Genomic DNA, 19050 nt, shown 5'->3' on the forward strand with positions numbered 1-19050 from the left:
TCGAAATGACAAAACTGTGCGAAAAGATATAATGAAAACCTTGAGAAGTAGGAATAAATAAATGTTATTGTTAGTCCGCGTGAGTGATGGCAGTGGAGCTCTTTTTTTGAGAGGCTTTTTTCAGCCGAACAAAAAAAAGCGGGAACGTACAGCACGACCCGAAGTTTTTCACGAAGGGTCACGCCCAAAAAATTAAAATAATTTGAATATGTTACACCAATTTAAATACAAAATAATTGCTTTTGTTATCCTGATTTCGGCTTTGAACAGCGGTTGTAAATCGGGAGCGGGGCATTCTAAAAAAGGAACTTCTGTGGTTTTGAAAGCGGATAATTTTAAGCATTATGTGGATTATTTCAACACGATGGAGGACGAGAATCTGAAATTTGCGATTCCGAATGACAGTGCGTGGGCGTGGATGGAAAAGAATGTTCCGTTGTTTGAATGTCCACAGCAGAATTTTGAGGAGATTTATTATTATCGTTGGTGGACGGCTCGAAAACACATCAAGAAAACACCACTTGGGTTTGGAATTACAGAGTTTTTAGTAGATCGTTCGTATGCTGATAAATACAATTTGATTGCTTGTGCGGTGGGGCATCACATTAACGAATTTCGCTGGGTTCACGATCCGCAGTACATTGAGCAGGATGTCAAAATTTGGTACCGTGGCAATGAAGGAAAACCGATGAACAAATTGTATAAATTCAGTAGTTGGACGGCTGATGCGTTGTACAATCGGTATTTGGTGAATAAGGATGAAAAATTCTTGTTGGATATGTACCCGGATATGGTTACGGATTATGCGGTTTGGGAAAAAGACCGTCAGCGCAAAGATGGTTTGTTTTGGCAACACGATGTAAAGGACGGAATGGAAGAATCGTTGAGTGGCGGGCGAAAAGTACAAAATGCAAGACCGACGATTAACAGTTATATGTTTGGAAATGCTGTGGCGATTTCGAAAATGGCATCGATGAAAGGCGACAAAGAAGCGGAGGCTAAATTTAAAGCCAAAGCGGATGTTTTACAACAATTGATGGAAACGAAATTATGGAATCCGAAAAGTGAATTCTTTGAAACCTTTACGGAGAAAGATACACTGGCTCAAGTGAGAGAGGCGATTGGATTTATTCCGTGGTATTTTAATCTGCCGGAAAAAGACAAAGGTTTTGAAAAAGCCTGGGAGCAGATTAAGGATGAAAAAGGATTTTCGGCTCCTTTTGGTTTGACAACAGCAGAGCGCAGAAGTCCACGTTTTAGAACACACGGAACCGGAACCTGTGAATGGGACGGAGCTATTTGGCCTTTTGCCAGTTCACAGACGTTGACAGCTTTGGCGAATGTTTTGAATAATTACAATCAGAATTTCGTTGCCAAAACGGATTATTTCAAGCAAATGGATTTGTATGTGCAGTCGCAATATTACAGAGGAAAACCATACATTGGAGAATATCTGGACGAAACAACCGGTTATTGGCTAATGGGCGATAAAGAAAGAAGCCGTTATTACAATCATTCGACTTTTAACGATTTGATGATTACGGGATTGGTTGGTTTGCGTCCGAGAGCAGATGAAAAAATTGAAGTAAATCCGTTGATTCCACAGGATAAATGGGATTGGTTTTGTCTGGATAATGTGTTGTATCACGGGAATATCATCACGATTCTTTGGGATAAAACGGGGGAGAAATATGGAAAAGGAAAAGGTTTCAGGATTTTTAAAAATGGAAAAGAAATTGGGGTTTCAGAAAAATTGGAGAAATTAGTGTCGGAATAGAAAATTTAAAGACTACGTCAAGTTTGTCATTCTGAGGAACGAGGAATCTCCATTAGTGGCTCTACAAAGATTGACGATTTTGATTGTGGAGTTTCTTGCGAAGATTCTTCCTTCGTCAGAATGACAAAAATGAGAAAAAATATCTGCTCGATCTGCAAAATCTGCGAGAACAAAAAAATAAAAATAAAATGAAAAAGTTTTTTTTACATCTTACATTAACCGTTACACTTTTTACATTTTCGGCGAAAGCCCAAACAAAAATCAGTGTTACAAACCTGCAATGCGAAATGCTGAACAATCCGGAAGGAATTGATGTGGTTCAGCCTCGTTTGAGCTGGCAGATAAAGTCGGATGTGAATGATGTCAAACAAACGGCGTATCAAATTATGGTTGCTTCGACTTTAGAAAATCTTAATGCGAACAAAGCTGATTTATGGGATAGCGGAAAAGTAACAAGCAACGAATCTGTCAATATAATTTACAGCGGAAAAAAGCTGGGCGACCGACAAAATGCGTTTTGGAAAGTAACTGTTTTTACGAATAAAGGAGAAATTAAATCTACTGAAACTGCCCATTTTAGCATCGGGATTTTAACATATGCCGACTGGAAATCGACTCGCTGGATTGGCTATGAAAAATTGTCGAAAAATGATAGCGTTTCCCAGTATTCAAGATTGTCTGCACGTTATTTGAGAAAAGAAATTGATTTGAAAAAGCAAGTCAAATCTGCCAAGGTTTACATTATGGGAATGGGTTTGTATGAGCTGTACATCAACGGAAATAAAATTGGCGATCAGGTTTTAGCACCCGTTCCGACGGATTATACCAAAAACGTAAAATACAATGTTTTTGATGTGACTTCGCAATTAAAAGAAGGCAAAAATATGCTGGGAACGATTTTAGGAAACGGACGTTTTTTTGCGATGCGTCAGGATTACAAACCGTATAAAATCAAGTCATTTGGTTTCCCGAAATTGGCTTTGCAATTGTTTGTTGAATATGCGGATGGAAGCAAAGATGTAATTCGAACAGACGACACCTGGAAATTAACTACCGACGGACCGATTTTATCCAACAACGAATACGATGGCGAAGAATACGATGCCCGCAAGGAAATGAAAGGCTGGGCTACGACCAATTTTGATGATAAAAACTGGGTAAATGCCAGATACGTTCAGGAACCGGGCGGTTTTTATGAAGCGCAGATGACGCCGAATATGAAAATAATGGGCGAGGTAAAACCAATTTCCATAAAAGCGACTGCCAAAGGAACTTATATTTTGGATATGGGTCAGAATATGGTGGGCTGGTTGCAACTGAAAGTCAAAGGGAAAAGCGGTGACCAGATCACAATGAAATTTGCCGAGTCTTTGCAGGCTGATGGTTCGTTGTACATTGCCAATTTGCGTGATGCCAAAACTACCGATGTTTACACTTTGAAAGGCGAAGGTGAAGAAATCTGGGAACCACGTTTTATATTCCACGGTTTCCGATTTGTAGAAATTTCGGGTTTTCCAACCAAACCAACATTGGATAATTTCGTTGGAAAAGTGGTGTATGATGATATCAAAACTACTGGAACTTTTGAATCTTCGGATGCGACGATGAACCAGATTTTCAAAAATGCCTGGTGGGGAATCCGCGGAAATTACAAAGGAATGCCAATCGACTGTCCACAGCGCAACGAGCGTCAGCCTTGGTTGGGAGATAGAACGACGGGTGCTTATGGCGAAAGTTTTTTATTCGATAATCAAACATTGTATGCCAAATGGCTCGACGATATCAAATATTCGCAAACACAAGATGGAGGATTACCGGATGTAGCACCGGCATTTTGGCGTTATTATACCGATAATGTGACCTGGCCGGGAACTTATATTACAGTTGCAGATATGTTGTACCAACAATTTGCAGATAAAGAAGTGATTAAAAAACAATATCCGTCTATGAAAAAATGGATGGTGTATATGGAAGAAAATTATCTGAAAAAGAATTTAATGGACAAGGACAAGTATGGTGATTGGTGTGTACCGCCGGAGTCATTAGAATTGATTCGTTCCAAAGACCCTGCCCGTTTAACAGATGGACAATTGTTGTCGAGTGCATTTTATTATCAGTTATTGGACATAATGAAAAAGTTTGCAAAAATCGCAAATGCAGATGTTGATATTGCCCATTATGATGATTTGACAACAAGAATCAAAAAAGCATTCAATACCAAATTTTTAAATACGGATAAAAACTACTACGCCAATAACACCGTGACGGCAAATGTGTTGCCTTTGGCTTTTGGTTTGGTTCCAGAAAACTTAAAAGAGAAAGTATTTCAGAATATGGTTCACGAAATTGAGGAAACTAAAAAAGGTCATATCAGTACAGGCGTAATCGGAACGCAATTCTTGATGCGAACCCTGACAAACTTCGGTAGAGGAGACTTGGCTTATAAACTGGCTTCCAACAAAACCTATCCAAGCTGGGGTTTTATGGTCGAAAATGGAGCAACAACTATTTGGGAATTATGGAACGGAAACACCGCAGACCCATCAATGAATTCACAAAATCACGTGATGCTTTTGGGCGATTTACTGATTTGGTACTACGAAAATATAGCAGGTATCAAAAGCAATCCTGAAACTCCGGGTTTCAAACAAATCATTATGAAACCGGATTTCAATGCGGGATTAACTTTTGTAAATGCGTCTTACGAATCTATTTACGGACTGATTAAAAGCGACTGGAAGAAAAATAAAAATACTTTAGAATGGAAAATTACCATTCCAGCCAATTCATCGGCAGTGGTTTATTTGCCAACTGCTGATGCTTCTTCGGTAGCGTTGAACAATCAAAAATTGACTCAATTTTCTACCTCTTATAAAGCAGAAAATAATAGTATAGTCCTGACTTTAGAATCGGGTACTTATACTTTAAACCTAAAGTTCCAATAGATAATTCAGCACTGTACAGGATGCACCTTTAATTTTTTAGTGTCATTTTTACACTTAATAAATTTTTGCATCATGATATTTACATATTGCATTGAAAACAAGCTCTATAAATTTTAAAAGATAAGTAATGAAACTCAAACATATAACGATTGCCTTTTTTGGACTGCTGATTTTAGGAAGCTGTAAATCGGCTTTGGAAAAAAAGACTTGGAAAGAAGGAATTTTGGTAGATGAATTTATCTATGACAAAGCGCCATATCCTTCCTGCCACGCCGTAACCATTGTGGAAGCAACCAATGGTGATTTAGTGTCGGCTTGGTTTGGAGGAACTCACGAAAGACATCCTGATGTTTGTATTTATGTAGCGATCAAACCAAAAGGAAGTGATAAATGGGGTGACCCCATTAAGGTAGCAGATGGTGTAATGAAAGACGGGACAAGATTTCCGACCTGGAATCCTGTTTTGTACCAAATTCCGGGAGGTGATTTAATGCTGTTTTATAAAATCGGACCAAAACCATCCGAGTGGTGGGGCGTTTACAGAACTTCTTCTGATGGCGGAAAGACTTGGTCTGATAAGATTGATATGCCGAGTAAAGATTTCTTGGGGCCAATTAAAAATAAACCGGTTTTATTGAGTAACGGAACATTATTGCTTCCTTCAAGTACCGAAGGAAATGGCTGGCATTTGCATATGGAATCCACTCCCGACTTCGGAAAAACATGGATTATGGGCGATACAATTTCAAGAGGAAAAGAAAAGATAAATGCTATTCAGCCAAGTATTCTGTTTCATAAAGACGGAAGCATTCAGGCGATTGGAAGAACGAGAAACAGAGCTATTTTCAGCACGTTTTCCAAAGATAACGGAAAAACCTGGTCAGATTTAGAACTAATCGGATTGCCAAACAACAACTCCGGAACTGATGCGGTAACCCTTAAAAACGGAAAACATTTGTTGGTTTACAACCACGTTTTGCCTCCGGGAAAAGAAGCCAAAGGACCAAGAACACCTTTAAATCTTTCTATTTCAGATGACGGAATCAATTGGAAAGCGACGTTAGTTTTGGAAGATTCAAAAATCAGCCAATATTCGTATCCATCAATCATTCAGAGTTCAGATGGAATGGTTCATATCGTGTATACGTGGAGAAGAGAAAAACTGAAATACGTAAAAATTGATCCAAACAAATTAAAAGCAATTCCAATCAAAAACGGAATCTGGCCGGGACAAGAAGGTGTTGAAGTGAAGGCTGTTAAAGCGGAAGAAGAGTAAAAATTTTAAACCATATAAGTCATATAAGTTTCATTTAATCTGTTTTTAATTAGGAATTAACTTATATGGTAAAAAAAGAATTATGAAGAATAATATAAGTTTCATTAAAACTATCGCTGTAGTTCTGACAATTGTTTTTTCAGGAGCTTTCAATAGTACAGTTTCTGCACAATCCAACAAAAAGCAACGTTACAAAGTAGCGGTTTGCGACTGGATGATTTTAAAAAGACAAAAACTCGGAGCCTTTGGTTTGGCAAGCGAAATCAAAGCAGACGGAATCGAACTCGATATGGGCGGTTTGGGAAAAAGACCCACATTCGACAGTAAATTAGGTGACCCGATTGAAAGACAAAAGTTTCTGGATAAGTCCAAAGAAACAGGTGTTGGAATCAGTTCAATCGCCATGTCCGGTTTTTATGCACAATCCTTTGCCAAAAGAGATTCAATCACACTGATGATTAACGATTGTGTGGCAACCATGAAAAACATGAAGGTGAAAGTTGCTTATCTGCCTTTGGGTACCGAAAGTGATTTGACGAAAAATCCGGAATTACGCCCGATAATTATCGAAAGATTAAAATGGGCAGGCAAACAAGTCGGTAAAATAGGAGGAGTGATCGCAATCGAAACTTCATTAAACGCTACCGAAGAGAAAAAACTATTGGAAGAAATTGGCTGTAAACACATCAAAAGCTCTTTCAATTTTGCAAATGCAGTAGATAACGGAAGAGATATCGCAACCGAATTAAAGATTTTAGGCAAAAAACATCTGGCTCAAATTCACGCTTCTACAACAGATACTGTCTGGCTGGAAAACGATAAAAATGTCGATATGCCAAAAATTAAAAAAACGCTGGACGAAATGAAATGGAGTGGCTGGTTAATCGTAGAGCGCTCGCGTGATGTAACGCAAGTGCATAATGTAAAAGCGAATTACGGAGCCAACGTAGCGTATTTGAAGAAAATTTTTCAGAATTAATATAGGAATCAACAGACCTAACAGGTTTTAAAAACCTGTTAGGTCTCGAATTACAAAATACAATGAAATATTTAAGCTTACTCTTTTTAGGACTATACGCCACTTTTGCATCGGCACAAAGCATCATCATCGTTCGTGATGCTAATGCGCCAAGAGCGGAATATGGAGCCGAAAAACTATCAGAAACCGCAACATCCAAAGGATTCAAAATAACTTTCGCAGACAAGACACCTAAAAAATCAAAAGACAAAGTAATCGTCATTGGCGAAAAAGGAACCGATTTTTGGAACCAAAACGCCAAAACTGCTAAAATCGACGACAGCCAATTAACAAAAAAAGAAGGCTTTCAAATCCGCACACAAAAAAATACTATTTTCATTGAAGGAACCGACGCAACCGGAGCATTGTATGGCGCTTTGGAATTGGCAGACCGAATCAAAACTTCAGGTGAAATTCCATCAGAAATAAATATCGACGACAGCCCTGAAATGGTATTAAGAGGCGCTTGTATCGGAATGCAAAAACCGGTTTATCTTCCCGGCAGAGACGTTTACGAATATCCATACACTCCCGAAACGTTCCCTTGGTTTTATGACAAAAAGTTATGGACGAAGTATCTGGATATGATGGTCGAAAACCGAATGAATTCTCTGTATTTATGGAACGGGCATCCTTTTGCTTCATTGGTAAAATTGAAAGATTATCCTTTTGCCGTTGAAGTAAGCGACGAAGATTTCAAAAAAAATGAAGAAATCTATAAATACCTGACCGTAGAAGCCAACAAAAGAGGAATCTGGGTCATCCAAATGTTCTATAATATCATTGTTTCCAAACCATTTGCGGAACACTATAATATGAAAACGCAGGATCGTTCACGTCCAATTACGCCTTTGCTTTCTGATTATACCAGAAAATCAATTAGTGCCTTTATCGAGAAATATCCAAATGTTGGTTTGTTAGTTTGTCTTGGAGAAGCCATCAATACAATAGATGATGACGTAGAATGGTTTACCAAAACCATTATTCCGGGCGTTCAGGATGGCCTAAAAGCATTGGGAAGAACCGACGAACCGCCAATTATTTTGCGTTCTCACGATACCGATGGGCCTTTGGTGATGGAAAAATCACTTCCGTTGTATAAAAACCTGTACACAGAAAGCAAATATACAGGAGAATCTTTGACGACTTACACGCCAGGCGGACCTTGGGGAGAAACGCATAAACAGTTAAGCGCGTTAAAATCAATTCATATCGAAAACGTACATATTCTGGCTAATCTGGAACCTTTCCGTTACGGTTCGCCGGATTTTATTCAGAAAACAGTTAAAGCAATGCACAGCGTTCATGGAGCCAATGCATTGCACTTATATCCGCAGGCATCGTATTGGGATTGGCCCTATTCAGCAGATAAAACCAAAACTGGCGAGCGATTACTCGAAATGGACCGCGACTGGATTTGGTACAAAGCCTGGGCAAGATATGCCTGGGACAGCAAAAGAGACAGAAATGAAGAAGTTAAATTTTGGGATAAAGATTTGGCTGATAAATACGGAACCGATTTAGAAGGCGCCGATAATATCTTAAAGGCCTACGAAGAAACCGGAGAAATTGCCCCGAAAACGCTAAGACGTTTCGGAATCACCGAAGGAAACCGTCAGACTTTATTATTAGGAATGTTCGAAAGCCAGTTGGTGAATCCATCAAAATGGCGAGTATATCCGGGATTCCACGAATCTTGCGGACCTGCTGGAGAATTGCTTTTGGAATACGCCAAAAAAGAGTGGAACAAAGAACCACATTCAGGGGAATTGCCAACGCAAATCATCGCCGAAATCACTGAACACGGAAGATTAGCCGTTGAAGCCATCGATAAAGCCGAGGCCAGCGTAACCAAAGACAAAGAAGAATTTCTGCGTCTTAAAAACGATGTACATTGCTATAAAACTTTCGCCGATTTCTTTTCAGAGAAAGTAAAAACCGCTTTGTTGGTTTTAAGATACAGTTATTCCAACGACATTGCCGATTTGGATAAAGCCCTTCCGCATCTCGAAAAAAGTATCGAATATTATGAAAAATTGGTCGATTTAACCAAAGACCATTATTTATATGCCAACAGTATGCAGACCGCACAACGCCGAATCCCGATTGGCGGAGACGACGGAAACAACAAAACTTGGGCTGAATTATTGCCACATTACGAAAGAGAATTGGCTAATTTCAAGCGAAATCTGGAACTTTTGAAATCCTCAAAAGACGGTAAAGTTGTAACCAAAGAAAGTAAGCCGTGGAAAACCGCTGAGGTAAATTTATTAAGCGAAAGCAAAGGAACTTACGCAGTTAAAAACGGAATAAAAGTGTACGGAACACCAATTTCGGAACTGACAAAAATAGCTCCTGAATTGCAAAACCTAAAAGGAATTGCATTCGATGAAGCATCACAAAACGAAAACGGAACACACCTGAAATTCAAAAATACCAAAGCCGTAAAACTGGTGGTGGGTTATTTCAATTCCGATCAGAAAAGATTTTTATTTCCGCCAAGTTTGGAAACTGATGCGTCCGGAAATGCCCACGGTCAGGCCGAAGTAATTTTGGCAAGCGCGATGAATTTGAAAGAATTGCCAAGGATAAACATTCACACCTACACCTTTCAGCCGGGCGAAAACAAGCTCGATTTAGGCAAAGGTAGAGTGCTTATTTTAGGCTTCATCGATGCTGATCAAACCATTACAACACGTGATGTCGGTTACATCGATGCAGGCGAAAAAGGCGCGGTAGACTGGTTGTTCTATTAAAATAATTTGGGAGTGACTCTCCGTGACCCGAGCCTCAAAGGCGAACTGGCGAAGCAAAACTCTGGGTCGGGCTGTACGTCCCCACTTTTTTTATCCCCCGAAAAAAGGGGATAAAAAAGAGTTTTACTGCCATCCCTCACGCGAGCGAACTCAAAATAACAGGTCGTCCCTACGGGACTTTTGTTGGCGGATGGATTTGTTTTTTACAAACAGTCAGTCCCTCTGGGACTAAAGGAAATGAATTAGAATTTTATTTTTGTAGAAACCCAAATGGTCCATTAGTATTGGTACTAATAAGAGTTTAATTAGAATTTTATTTTTTATTGAACCAGAAACAACTCCGTTAGGAGTCTGATGTTTGTAGAAAAAGATAAGGTTGGAACAAAAAGCTCCGTAGGGGCGAACTGTAAAATTCAAATCGTTTTGGCGAGATTGATTATATGAAGAAATTAATTTACATACTATTTTTTACAACTGCTTTTTCGTGGTCGCAAACCAAAGAGAAAGCAACTTCATTTCGTAAAGAAGTTTCGCTGAACTCCTCCTGGGAAACCATTGTTTTGGACAAGCTTCCTGAGCAGGAAGAAACCTTTGTGCAAAATCCGAAAGTAGATTCGCAATGGCAAAAAGTAAACGTACCCCACAATTGGGACCAGTATTACGGATTGCGAAGAACCAAACACGGCAATTTACACGGTACTGCCTGGTACCACAAGACATTACAACTTGATAAAAAAGATAATTCAAAAAGACTTTTCCTCTTTTTCGAAGGTGTAAGTTCTTATGCCACAGTTTGGGTAAACGGCAGAAAAGTAGGTGAACACAAAGGCGGAAGAACCATTTTTACAGTCGATATTACAAAAGCCGTTTCTTTCGAAAAGACAAATAATATCATTGTCAAAGCCTCGCATCCATCCTTCATTGCCGATTTGCCTTGGGTTTGCGGAGGCTGTTCAGGAGAGTGGGGATTCTCAGAAGGCTCCCAGCCAATGGGGATTTTCAGACCTGTAACTTTGGTTGTGACCGATGAAGTTCGTATAGAACCTTTCGGTGTTCATATCTGGAATGACAAATCAACTTCCAAACAAAGAGCAATTCTGAATGTTACCACCGAAGTCAAAAACTACGGAACTTCAAACCGAAACATAAGTATCGAAAACACCCTTTTTGATAAAAAAGGAAAGAAAGTGGTTAGCGTAAAAAGTGATGTCAAAAACACTTCAGGAGAAACAAAACAAATAGCACAAATACTTCCCGAGATTGCAAACCCAAAATTATGGTCGCCAGCCAATCCGTATTTATATGAATTGGTTACTACAATTTCGGAAAACGGAAAAAAAATAGACGAATTAAAAACACCATACGGAATCCGTTGGGTAAGCTGGCCGGTCAGTCGTGACGGAAAAGACAATCGTTTTTACATCAACGACGAACCATTGTTCATCAACGGAACTTGCGAATATGAACATTTAATCGGAAACAGTCATTCGTTTTCAGATGAGCAAATCCATTCGCGAATCGAACAGATAAAAGCGGGAGGATTTAATGCTTTTCGAGAAGCACACCAGCCTCACAATTTAAAATATCAGGAAGAACTAGACCAAAACGGAATTCTTTTTTGGAGTCAGTTTTCGGCACATATTTGGTACGACACACCCGAATTCAAAGAAAATTTCAAAACCTTATTACGAGAATGGATCAAAGAACGCCGAAATAATGCGTCAGTCGTAATATGGGGATTGCAAAACGAAAGCACGATTCCAAAAGAATTTGCAGAAGAATGCACCCAAATCATCCGCGAAATGGATCCAATGTCAGCTTCGCAACGCATTGTTACGACCTGTAACGGAGGTGAAGGAACAGATTGGAATGTCGTACAAAACTGGTCGGGAACCTATGGTGGCGATCCGTTTAATTACGATGTCGAAATGAGCACGCAATTACTAAATGGCGAATATGGCGCCTGGCGTTCACACGATCTCCATACCGAAGGCGAATTTGACCAAAAAGGAGTTTTGAGCGAAAACCGTTTCTCGCAATTAATGGAAATCAAAGTCCGCGAAGCCGAATCGGTAAAAGATAAAATCGCAGGGCAATTCAACTGGCTTTTTGCTTCGCACGAAAATCCGGGACGTGTTCAAAACGGTGAAGGATTTAGAGACATTGACAAGGTTGGACCAGTAAATTACAAAGGGCTTTTCAGTATTTGGGGTGAACCTTTGGATGCCTATTATATGTACCGTGCCAATTATGTTTCGAACAAAACCAATCCGATGGTGTATATTGTTTCACACACTTGGCCGAACCGTTGGGATGCTCCGGGAATCAAAAACGGAATCGATGTCTATTCGAATTGTGATGAAGTGGAATTGTTCAATGATGTCAATAAATCATCACTCGGAAAACTAAAAAATCCGGGATTAGGCCAGCATTTTCAATGGAATAATGTCAACATTCAATACAATGTTTTGTATGCTGTAGGTTATGTAAACGGAAAAGCCGTTGCCAAAGATTATATTGTATTAAACAATTTGCCAAAAGCACCTAATTTCAATGCTTTAGAAACGAAAAAAGAAACGATTTTACAGCCTCAAAAAGGTTATAATTATATTTACAGAGTGAACAGCGGAGGCAGTGAAATCAAAGATTCTAACGGAAATGTTTGGAATGCTGATGTTCATAAAAGCGGAGAAAACACCTGGGGTTCTTTGTCGTGGACGGATAGTTTCAAACAATTGCCTGATTTTTATGCGAGCCAAAGAACCACTTTCGACCCAATTTCAGGAACAAAAGACTGGAAATTATTTCAGAGTTTCAGGTACGGAATCGACAAATTGCGTTACGAATTCCCAGCTCCCGACGGAGAATATCTGGTAGAATTGTATTTTACAGAGCCGTGGTATGGAACCGGTGGTGGACTCGACTGCAAAGGCTGGCGTTTGTTTGACGTAGCCATCAATGACAATGTGGTACTGAAAGATTTGGATATTTGGTATGAAGTCGGACACGATTCGGCGCTAAAGAAAACTTTTGTTGTAAAAAGCAAAAACGGAAAAATTGTTATTTCATTCCCGAATGTAAAAGCAAGTCAGGCAATTATTTCGGCAATTGCCATAGCGACCAAAGATAAAACGGTAAAAGGAGCTTCGGCTTCGCCACGAAATATTCAGAATGTTGAGAGTAATTCAGAAACTAAAATCGGTTCGTGGCTGGATATTAATTCGAAACAATATTCAGATTCTGATGTTGTTTTTACGCAATTGCCTTCAGAAGTTTATGGAGCCGATTATTTACAAGTATCATCTAAAGCTAAATCTTTAGGTTCATTCGTAACCAAAGAAGATTCGGAAATTTATCTTTTCACTCAATCAGAAGATTCAATTTCAGGTTATAAAAGAATAAACGAAATCGCTAAAAATTCAGATAAAGTGGAATTTTCGGTTTTCCATAAAAAAGTCAAAAAAGGAGAAAAAGTTGGTTTTGAAAATAGCACTATTGCTGTTGTTCCAACCTATGATATGGGTGAAAAAGACGAATCAAGACCCGTTGTACTTTTGGAAGCTGAAACTGCCAAAACCACCGGAAACGGAATAGAAAAAGGCAATTTCAAAAAAGCCGATTATATCGAATTTAAGGAAAAAACAAAAAACAGCATTCAGTTTGAAGTGAAACCCGGAGTTGCCGGAATTTACCTGATGCGCTTCCGATTTATGAACCGAAATGAGACACCGTTGAAAGTCAAATTCAAAATGGAAGATGCCTACGGAATTATGATGCGAAATGATACGATTGAGTTTCCATCTGCTACGGAGAAATGGAAAGTTTTGAACACAACTTCTGGCGGTTACATCAACGCAGGAACCTACAAAATCACGATAGAATCTGATGATATGAAGGGATTGTTATTGGATAATTTTGAGTTTCAATAAAAATTAAAATGACCGCAAATTCGCAAATTATTAATCCAAATTTGGAAAAATAAAATTTGCGAATTTGCGGTAAAAAGTAAGCTTATGAAAAAACATAAAAACGTTTTACAAAAAATTGTAATAGCCTTAATAATACTTATTTCAACAGCAGGTTTTGCACAAGCCAAAAAAGCCAGAATTGTCGAAGATTTCAATAAAAACTGGAATTTCAAATTAGGAGATCATCCACAGGCGATCAATGCGGATTTCAGTACTGCCGATTGGAGAGGCTTGCAACTGCCTCACGATTGGAGTATCGAAGGAGCATTCAATAAAGATTTTCCAACAGGAACTAAGCAAGGATTTTTGCCGGCAGGAAAAGGCTGGTACCGCAAAACATTTACCTTGCCAAAAGATTGGGCAGGCAAATCGATTTCGATAGAATTTGACGGTGTTTTCAAGAACAGCGAAGTATTCATCAATGGTCATTCATTGGGAAAGCGTCCTAGTGGATACATTTCATTTGCTTATGAAATGACTCCTTACTTGCATTTCGGAAAACAAGAAAATGTTATTGCCGTAAAAGTCGATAACGATGCACAACCCAATTCCAGATGGTACACAGGTTCTGGAATTTATAGAAACGTACATTTGGTGGCTGTCGAAAAACTGCACGTAGCACATTGGGGAACTTATGTAACCACTCCCAAAATCAGCAAAGAAAAAGCATCCGTACACTTTGAAGTGACTGTAGAAAATAAAGCAAATACTGAAAAAGAATTCAAATTCGTCACCTCCATTGTAGACGCTAAAAATAAAGAAGTAGCTAATGCGGTGTCAACAGAAAAAATAGAGGCAAATGCCAATTCTAAAAAAATACATAATTTGGAAGTGAAAAACCCAAATTTATGGGATACCGAAAATCCGTATTTGTATAAAGTGCTTACCAAAATTTACGAAAATAAAAAATTGGTTGATACATATGAAACACCATTAGGAATTCGATTTTTCTCTTTTGATGCCGAAAAAGGATTCTCTTTAAACGGAAAACCAACCAAAATATACGGAGTCTGCCTGCATCACGACAACGGTGCTTTGGGAGCTGTGGAAAATATTCACGCCGTTCGTAGAAAACTGACTTTGCTAAAAGAAATGGGGGCGAATGCCATCAGAATGTCGCATAATCCGCATTCGTTGGAAATGATGCAATTGTGTGATGAAATGGGTTTCATTGTTCAGGACGAGGCATTTGATGTTTGGAAAAAACCAAAAGTAAAGAATGATGCTCACAAAGAATGGGATTCTTGGTACAAAAGAGATTTAGAAGATTTAATTTTAAGAGACCGTAACTATCCGTCGGTGATGATGTGGAGCATTGGAAACGAAATACGTGAACAATTCGACAGTACCGGAATTGCTATTACCAGAGAATTGGCTCAAATCGTAAAAAATCTCGATACTACTCGTCCAATAACAAGTGCGTTGACAGAGAATGTTCCGGAGAAGAATTTTATTTATCAATCAGGAGCTTTGGATTTGCTGGGATTCAATTACAAACACGAAGATTACGCAACCTTTCCAACCCGTTTCAAGGGGCAAAAGATAATTGCTTCCGAGACTGTTTCGGCTCTCGAAACCCGTGGACATTATGACCAGCCTTCGGATGTGGTTAAAGCGTGGCCTGTTAAATACGGAGAGAAATTTGATGGTAATGCCGATTTTACGGTTTCGGCTTACGATAATGTAAAATCATTTTGGGGTTCGACGCACGAAGAAAGCTGGAAAGCAATAAAAAACTCCGATTTTATTGCTGGTACTTTTGTCTGGACTGGTTTTGATTATATCGGTGAACCCGATCCATACCCATTTCCTGCACGCAGTTCGTATTTCGGAATCATCGATTTGGCGGGACTTCCAAAAGATGTCTATTATATGTACCAAAGCGAATGGGCAAAGAAACCCGTTTTGCACATTTTTCCGCACTGGAACTGGACTGCAGGACAGGAAGTCGATGTTTGGGCGTATTACAACAATGCCGATGAAGTCGAATTATTCCTGAACGGAAAATCACTGGGCAAAAAAGCCAAACAAAATGACGATCTGCATATTTCCTGGCGCGTAAACTTCGAACCCGGAACCATTAAAGCCATTTCCAGAAAAGACGGAAAAGTAGTTTTAGAAAAAGAAATTCACACCGCTGGAGAAGCTTCCAAAATAGATTTGAAAGCCGATAAAGTAACCATAAAAAATGACACTTATGATTTGGTTTATGTAACCGTTTCTATTGTTGATAAAGACGGAAATCTTCTGCCAAATGCTAATGATCTAATCAATTTTGAAGTTACAGGCGGAGGAAAATTAGCGGGTGTTGATAACGGTTATCAGGCAGGTTTGGATTCGTTCAAAGCCAGTTCTTGCAAAGTCTTTAATGGAAAATGCATCGCCATCATTCAATCCAACGGCAAGAAAGAAAACATTCAGTTAAAAGCTTCCACCGTGAACGGAATGTCAGCTACAGTAATTGTAAAAGTAGAATAAGCATTTCAGGAAATAATTGTTTTTTTGCGTAATTCTTCGCGAACTTTGCTGTTAATTTTTTAGGCATACAATATCAAATACAGCTTTATTTTTCCTCAAAACACTTATATTTACTTATTAAAAAGAAAAACTTCAATGGAAAATAATATAAAAATAAAATGGGGAATTGTAGGTTTGGGAAATATTGCCCATGAATTCGCCAGAGATTTGCAATTGGTAGAATCGGGAGAACTTTGTGCGGTAGCTTCAAGAAATATCGATAAAGCCCAGGAATTTGCCAATAAGTTCCAATGTCCAAAAGCCTATGGTTCGTATGATGAGCTTTTTAAAGACGAAAATATTGATATTCTCTATATTGCAACTCCGCATGATTCACACGCTGAGCTGACCATTAAGGCACTGCAGAATAATAAACACGTGTTGTGTGAAAAGCCGTTGGCCTTGCATTATAATGATGTTTTGCAAATGATTACTGTTGCTAAAAAACACAATAAATTTTTCATGGAAGCATTTTGGACCCGTTTCAATCCTTCTATACGTGAAACTTTAGAACATATTCAAAACGGTGCGATAGGAGAAGTAAAATATGTCAATGCTGATTTTTCCATTAAATTCGAAAATCCAGATAATACCAGAATGACTGATATTAAATTGGGGGGAGGAGCACTGATGGATATTGGCGTTTATCCATTGTTTTTGGCTTATTTAATATTAGGAAAACCTAAAGAAATTTTGGCAAAATCCAATTTTCATGCCACTGGAGCCGATACACAAACCTCTATTATTTTGCAATATGAAAAAGCGCAAGCCGTGCTGCATTCCAGTTTTTTATATACTTCCAATGTAGAAGCTACAATAAGCGGCACCAAAGGCCGAATTAATCTTGACCCGCTTTGGTTTATGACCGAATCGTACAGTTTGACTCAAGGCGATCAAAAGACAAAATTTGAAAGACCAACATTGGGCAAAGGCTACACTTACGAAATCGAGGAATGTCACGCTTGCCTTAGAGCCAATAAAACGGAAAGCGAACTTTGGTCTCATCAAAACAGCTTAGAGCTTTCCGCAATTGTGGAGGAAGTAAAAAATCAAATAGGTTTAGTATATTCTTAATTTACGTTTTAAATTGTATAAAAGCAACAATATTTTGTTATATAAATTATATTAAGTAAGAATTTGATTAATTGTTTTTGGTTTAAAGTAAAATAGTATTTACATTTAGAAAAACTATTTTTATATGTTAATCAAAGTTTACGGAAGTGCTGTTTTTGGAGTTGAAGCGACTACAATCACTGTTGAAGTCAATATGGATAAAGGAATTGGCTATCATTTGGTTGGACTGCCAGACAATGCTATTAAAGAAAGCAGTTATCGTATAGCCGCCGCCCTCAAAAATAACGGCTATGAAATGCCAGGTAAAAAAATCATTATCAACATGGCGCCAGCCGATTTGCGTAAGGAAGGTTCAGCCTATGACTTGACATTGGCAATTGGGATTCTAGTAGCTTCGGCACAAATAAAAACGGATAACTATGAACAATATATCATTATGGGAGAGCTGTCGCTCGATGGCAGTCTGCAACCCATTCGGGGGGCTTTGCCTATTGCAATAAAAGCCAAAGAAGAGGGATTTAAAGGTTTCTTTTTGCCTATTCAAAATGCAAAAGAAGCTGCGATTGTAGCTGGACTTGATGTGTATGGGGTTTCGAATGTGCAGGAAGTGATTGACTTTTTAGAAGGTAAAGGAACATTAGAACCCACAGTTATCGATACCAGAGCCGAATTTTATAAAACACTCGACTTTCCTGAATTTGATTTTAGTGATGTCAAAGGTCAGGAAAGCATTAAACGCTGTATGGAAATTGCGGCGGCTGGCGGTCATAATATAATTCTCATAGGGCCGCCTGGTGCCGGAAAAACCATGCTGGCCAAAAGACTGCCCAGTATTTTACCACCAATGACTTTGCGTGAAGCATTAGAAACTACCAAAATTCACAGTGTTGCCGGAAAGCTGAAAGAAGTTGGATTGATGAACCAGCGTCCGTTTCGCAGTCCGCATCATACTATTTCGAATGTTGCGCTTGTCGGGGGAGGAAGTTATCCACAGCCGGGAGAAATTTCGATGGCGCACAACGGTGTTTTGTTTTTGGATGAACTGCCGGAATTTAAGCGCGATGTTTTGGAAGTAATGCGCCAGCCCTTGGAAGATAGGGAAGTGACAATTTCCAGAGCCAAGTTTACGGTGACTTACCCGTCGTCTTTTATGCTGGTGGCAAGCATGAATCCAAGTCCGAGTGGTTTTTTTAATGATCCAGATTCTCCTCAAACATCTTCACCGCACGAAATGCAGCGTTATTTAAGCAAAATTTCGGGGCCTTTATTGGATCGAATTGATATTCACATCGAAGTAACTCCCGTTCCTTTCGAAAAATTATCTGACGACCGAAAAGCCGAAAGCAGTGTTGATATTCGAAAAAGAGTAACATCAGCAAGAGAAATCCAGTCCAAAAGATTTGAAGAAATGGATCACATTCATTATAATGCCCAAATGAATACCAAACATATTCGGGAACATTGCGCTCTTGATGAAGCTTCGAAAGAGTTATTGAAAACTGCCATGGAACGGCTGAATCTTTCGGCCAGAGCCTATGACAGAATCCTGAAAGTTGCAAGGACAATTGCAGATTTGGATGATGCTCCTCAGGTTGTTTCAGGACATATTGCGGAAGCGATTCAGTATAGAAGTTTGGATCGAGATGGTTGGTTGGGATAGTGTTTTAGCATGGTTTCGATTGTGAATTTTTATTTTGGAAAATTTGAAAGAAACAAAAA

9 protein-coding genes are annotated in these 19050 nt (G+C 38.9%); all 9 read left to right on the forward strand.

What is annotated here, in order from left to right; genetic code table 11:
* Nucleotides 1-208: 208 nt before the first annotated feature.
* Entirely contained in the window at nucleotides 209-1777 is a 1569-nt protein-coding gene (locus AC1DVP_RS13230; protein ID WP_477183949.1) for an MGH1-like glycoside hydrolase domain-containing protein, read from the forward strand.
* Nucleotides 1778-1965: 188 nt separating this feature from the next.
* Complete coding sequence (locus AC1DVP_RS13235) at nucleotides 1966-4722, forward strand: glycoside hydrolase family 78 protein (protein WP_477183950.1); 2757 nt, start codon at nucleotides 1966-1968, stop codon at nucleotides 4720-4722.
* 127 nt (nucleotides 4723-4849) lie between these two features.
* The gene (locus AC1DVP_RS13240; RefSeq protein ID WP_477183951.1) at nucleotides 4850-5998 is read left to right on the forward strand and encodes a sialidase family protein; all 1149 of its coding nucleotides are present in this window, start codon (nucleotides 4850-4852) and stop codon (nucleotides 5996-5998) included.
* Between the two features lie 82 nt (nucleotides 5999-6080).
* Complete coding sequence (locus AC1DVP_RS13245) at nucleotides 6081-6977, forward strand: sugar phosphate isomerase/epimerase family protein (RefSeq protein WP_477183952.1); 897 nt, start codon at nucleotides 6081-6083, stop codon at nucleotides 6975-6977.
* A gap of 62 nt (nucleotides 6978-7039) precedes the next feature.
* On the forward strand, nucleotides 7040-9772 hold the full coding sequence (locus AC1DVP_RS13250) for an alpha-d-galacturonidase (RefSeq protein ID WP_477183953.1): 2733 nt from the start codon (nucleotides 7040-7042) through the stop codon (nucleotides 9770-9772).
* Between the two features lie 440 nt (nucleotides 9773-10212).
* Nucleotides 10213-13701 carry a malectin domain-containing carbohydrate-binding protein gene (locus AC1DVP_RS13255; RefSeq protein ID WP_477183954.1) on the forward strand — a complete coding sequence of 1163 codons (3489 nt, stop codon included), beginning with the start codon at nucleotides 10213-10215 and terminating at the stop codon, nucleotides 13699-13701.
* Nucleotides 13702-13785: 84 nt separating this feature from the next.
* Nucleotides 13786-16218, forward strand: coding sequence for a glycoside hydrolase family 2 TIM barrel-domain containing protein (locus AC1DVP_RS13260; RefSeq protein ID WP_477183955.1), 2433 nt, complete (start codon nucleotides 13786-13788; stop codon nucleotides 16216-16218).
* 135 nt (nucleotides 16219-16353) lie between these two features.
* Complete coding sequence (locus AC1DVP_RS13265; protein ID WP_477183956.1) at nucleotides 16354-17331, forward strand: Gfo/Idh/MocA family protein; 978 nt, start codon at nucleotides 16354-16356, stop codon at nucleotides 17329-17331.
* A 124-nt stretch (nucleotides 17332-17455) separates the two neighbouring features.
* Nucleotides 17456-18991 (forward strand): YifB family Mg chelatase-like AAA ATPase, encoded by a 1536-nt coding sequence (locus AC1DVP_RS13270; protein WP_477183957.1) that lies wholly within the window; start codon nucleotides 17456-17458, stop codon nucleotides 18989-18991.
* Nucleotides 18992-19050 lie beyond the last annotated feature (59 nt).

The sequence above is a fragment of the Flavobacterium sp. P3_A6 genome (assembly GCF_056403035.1).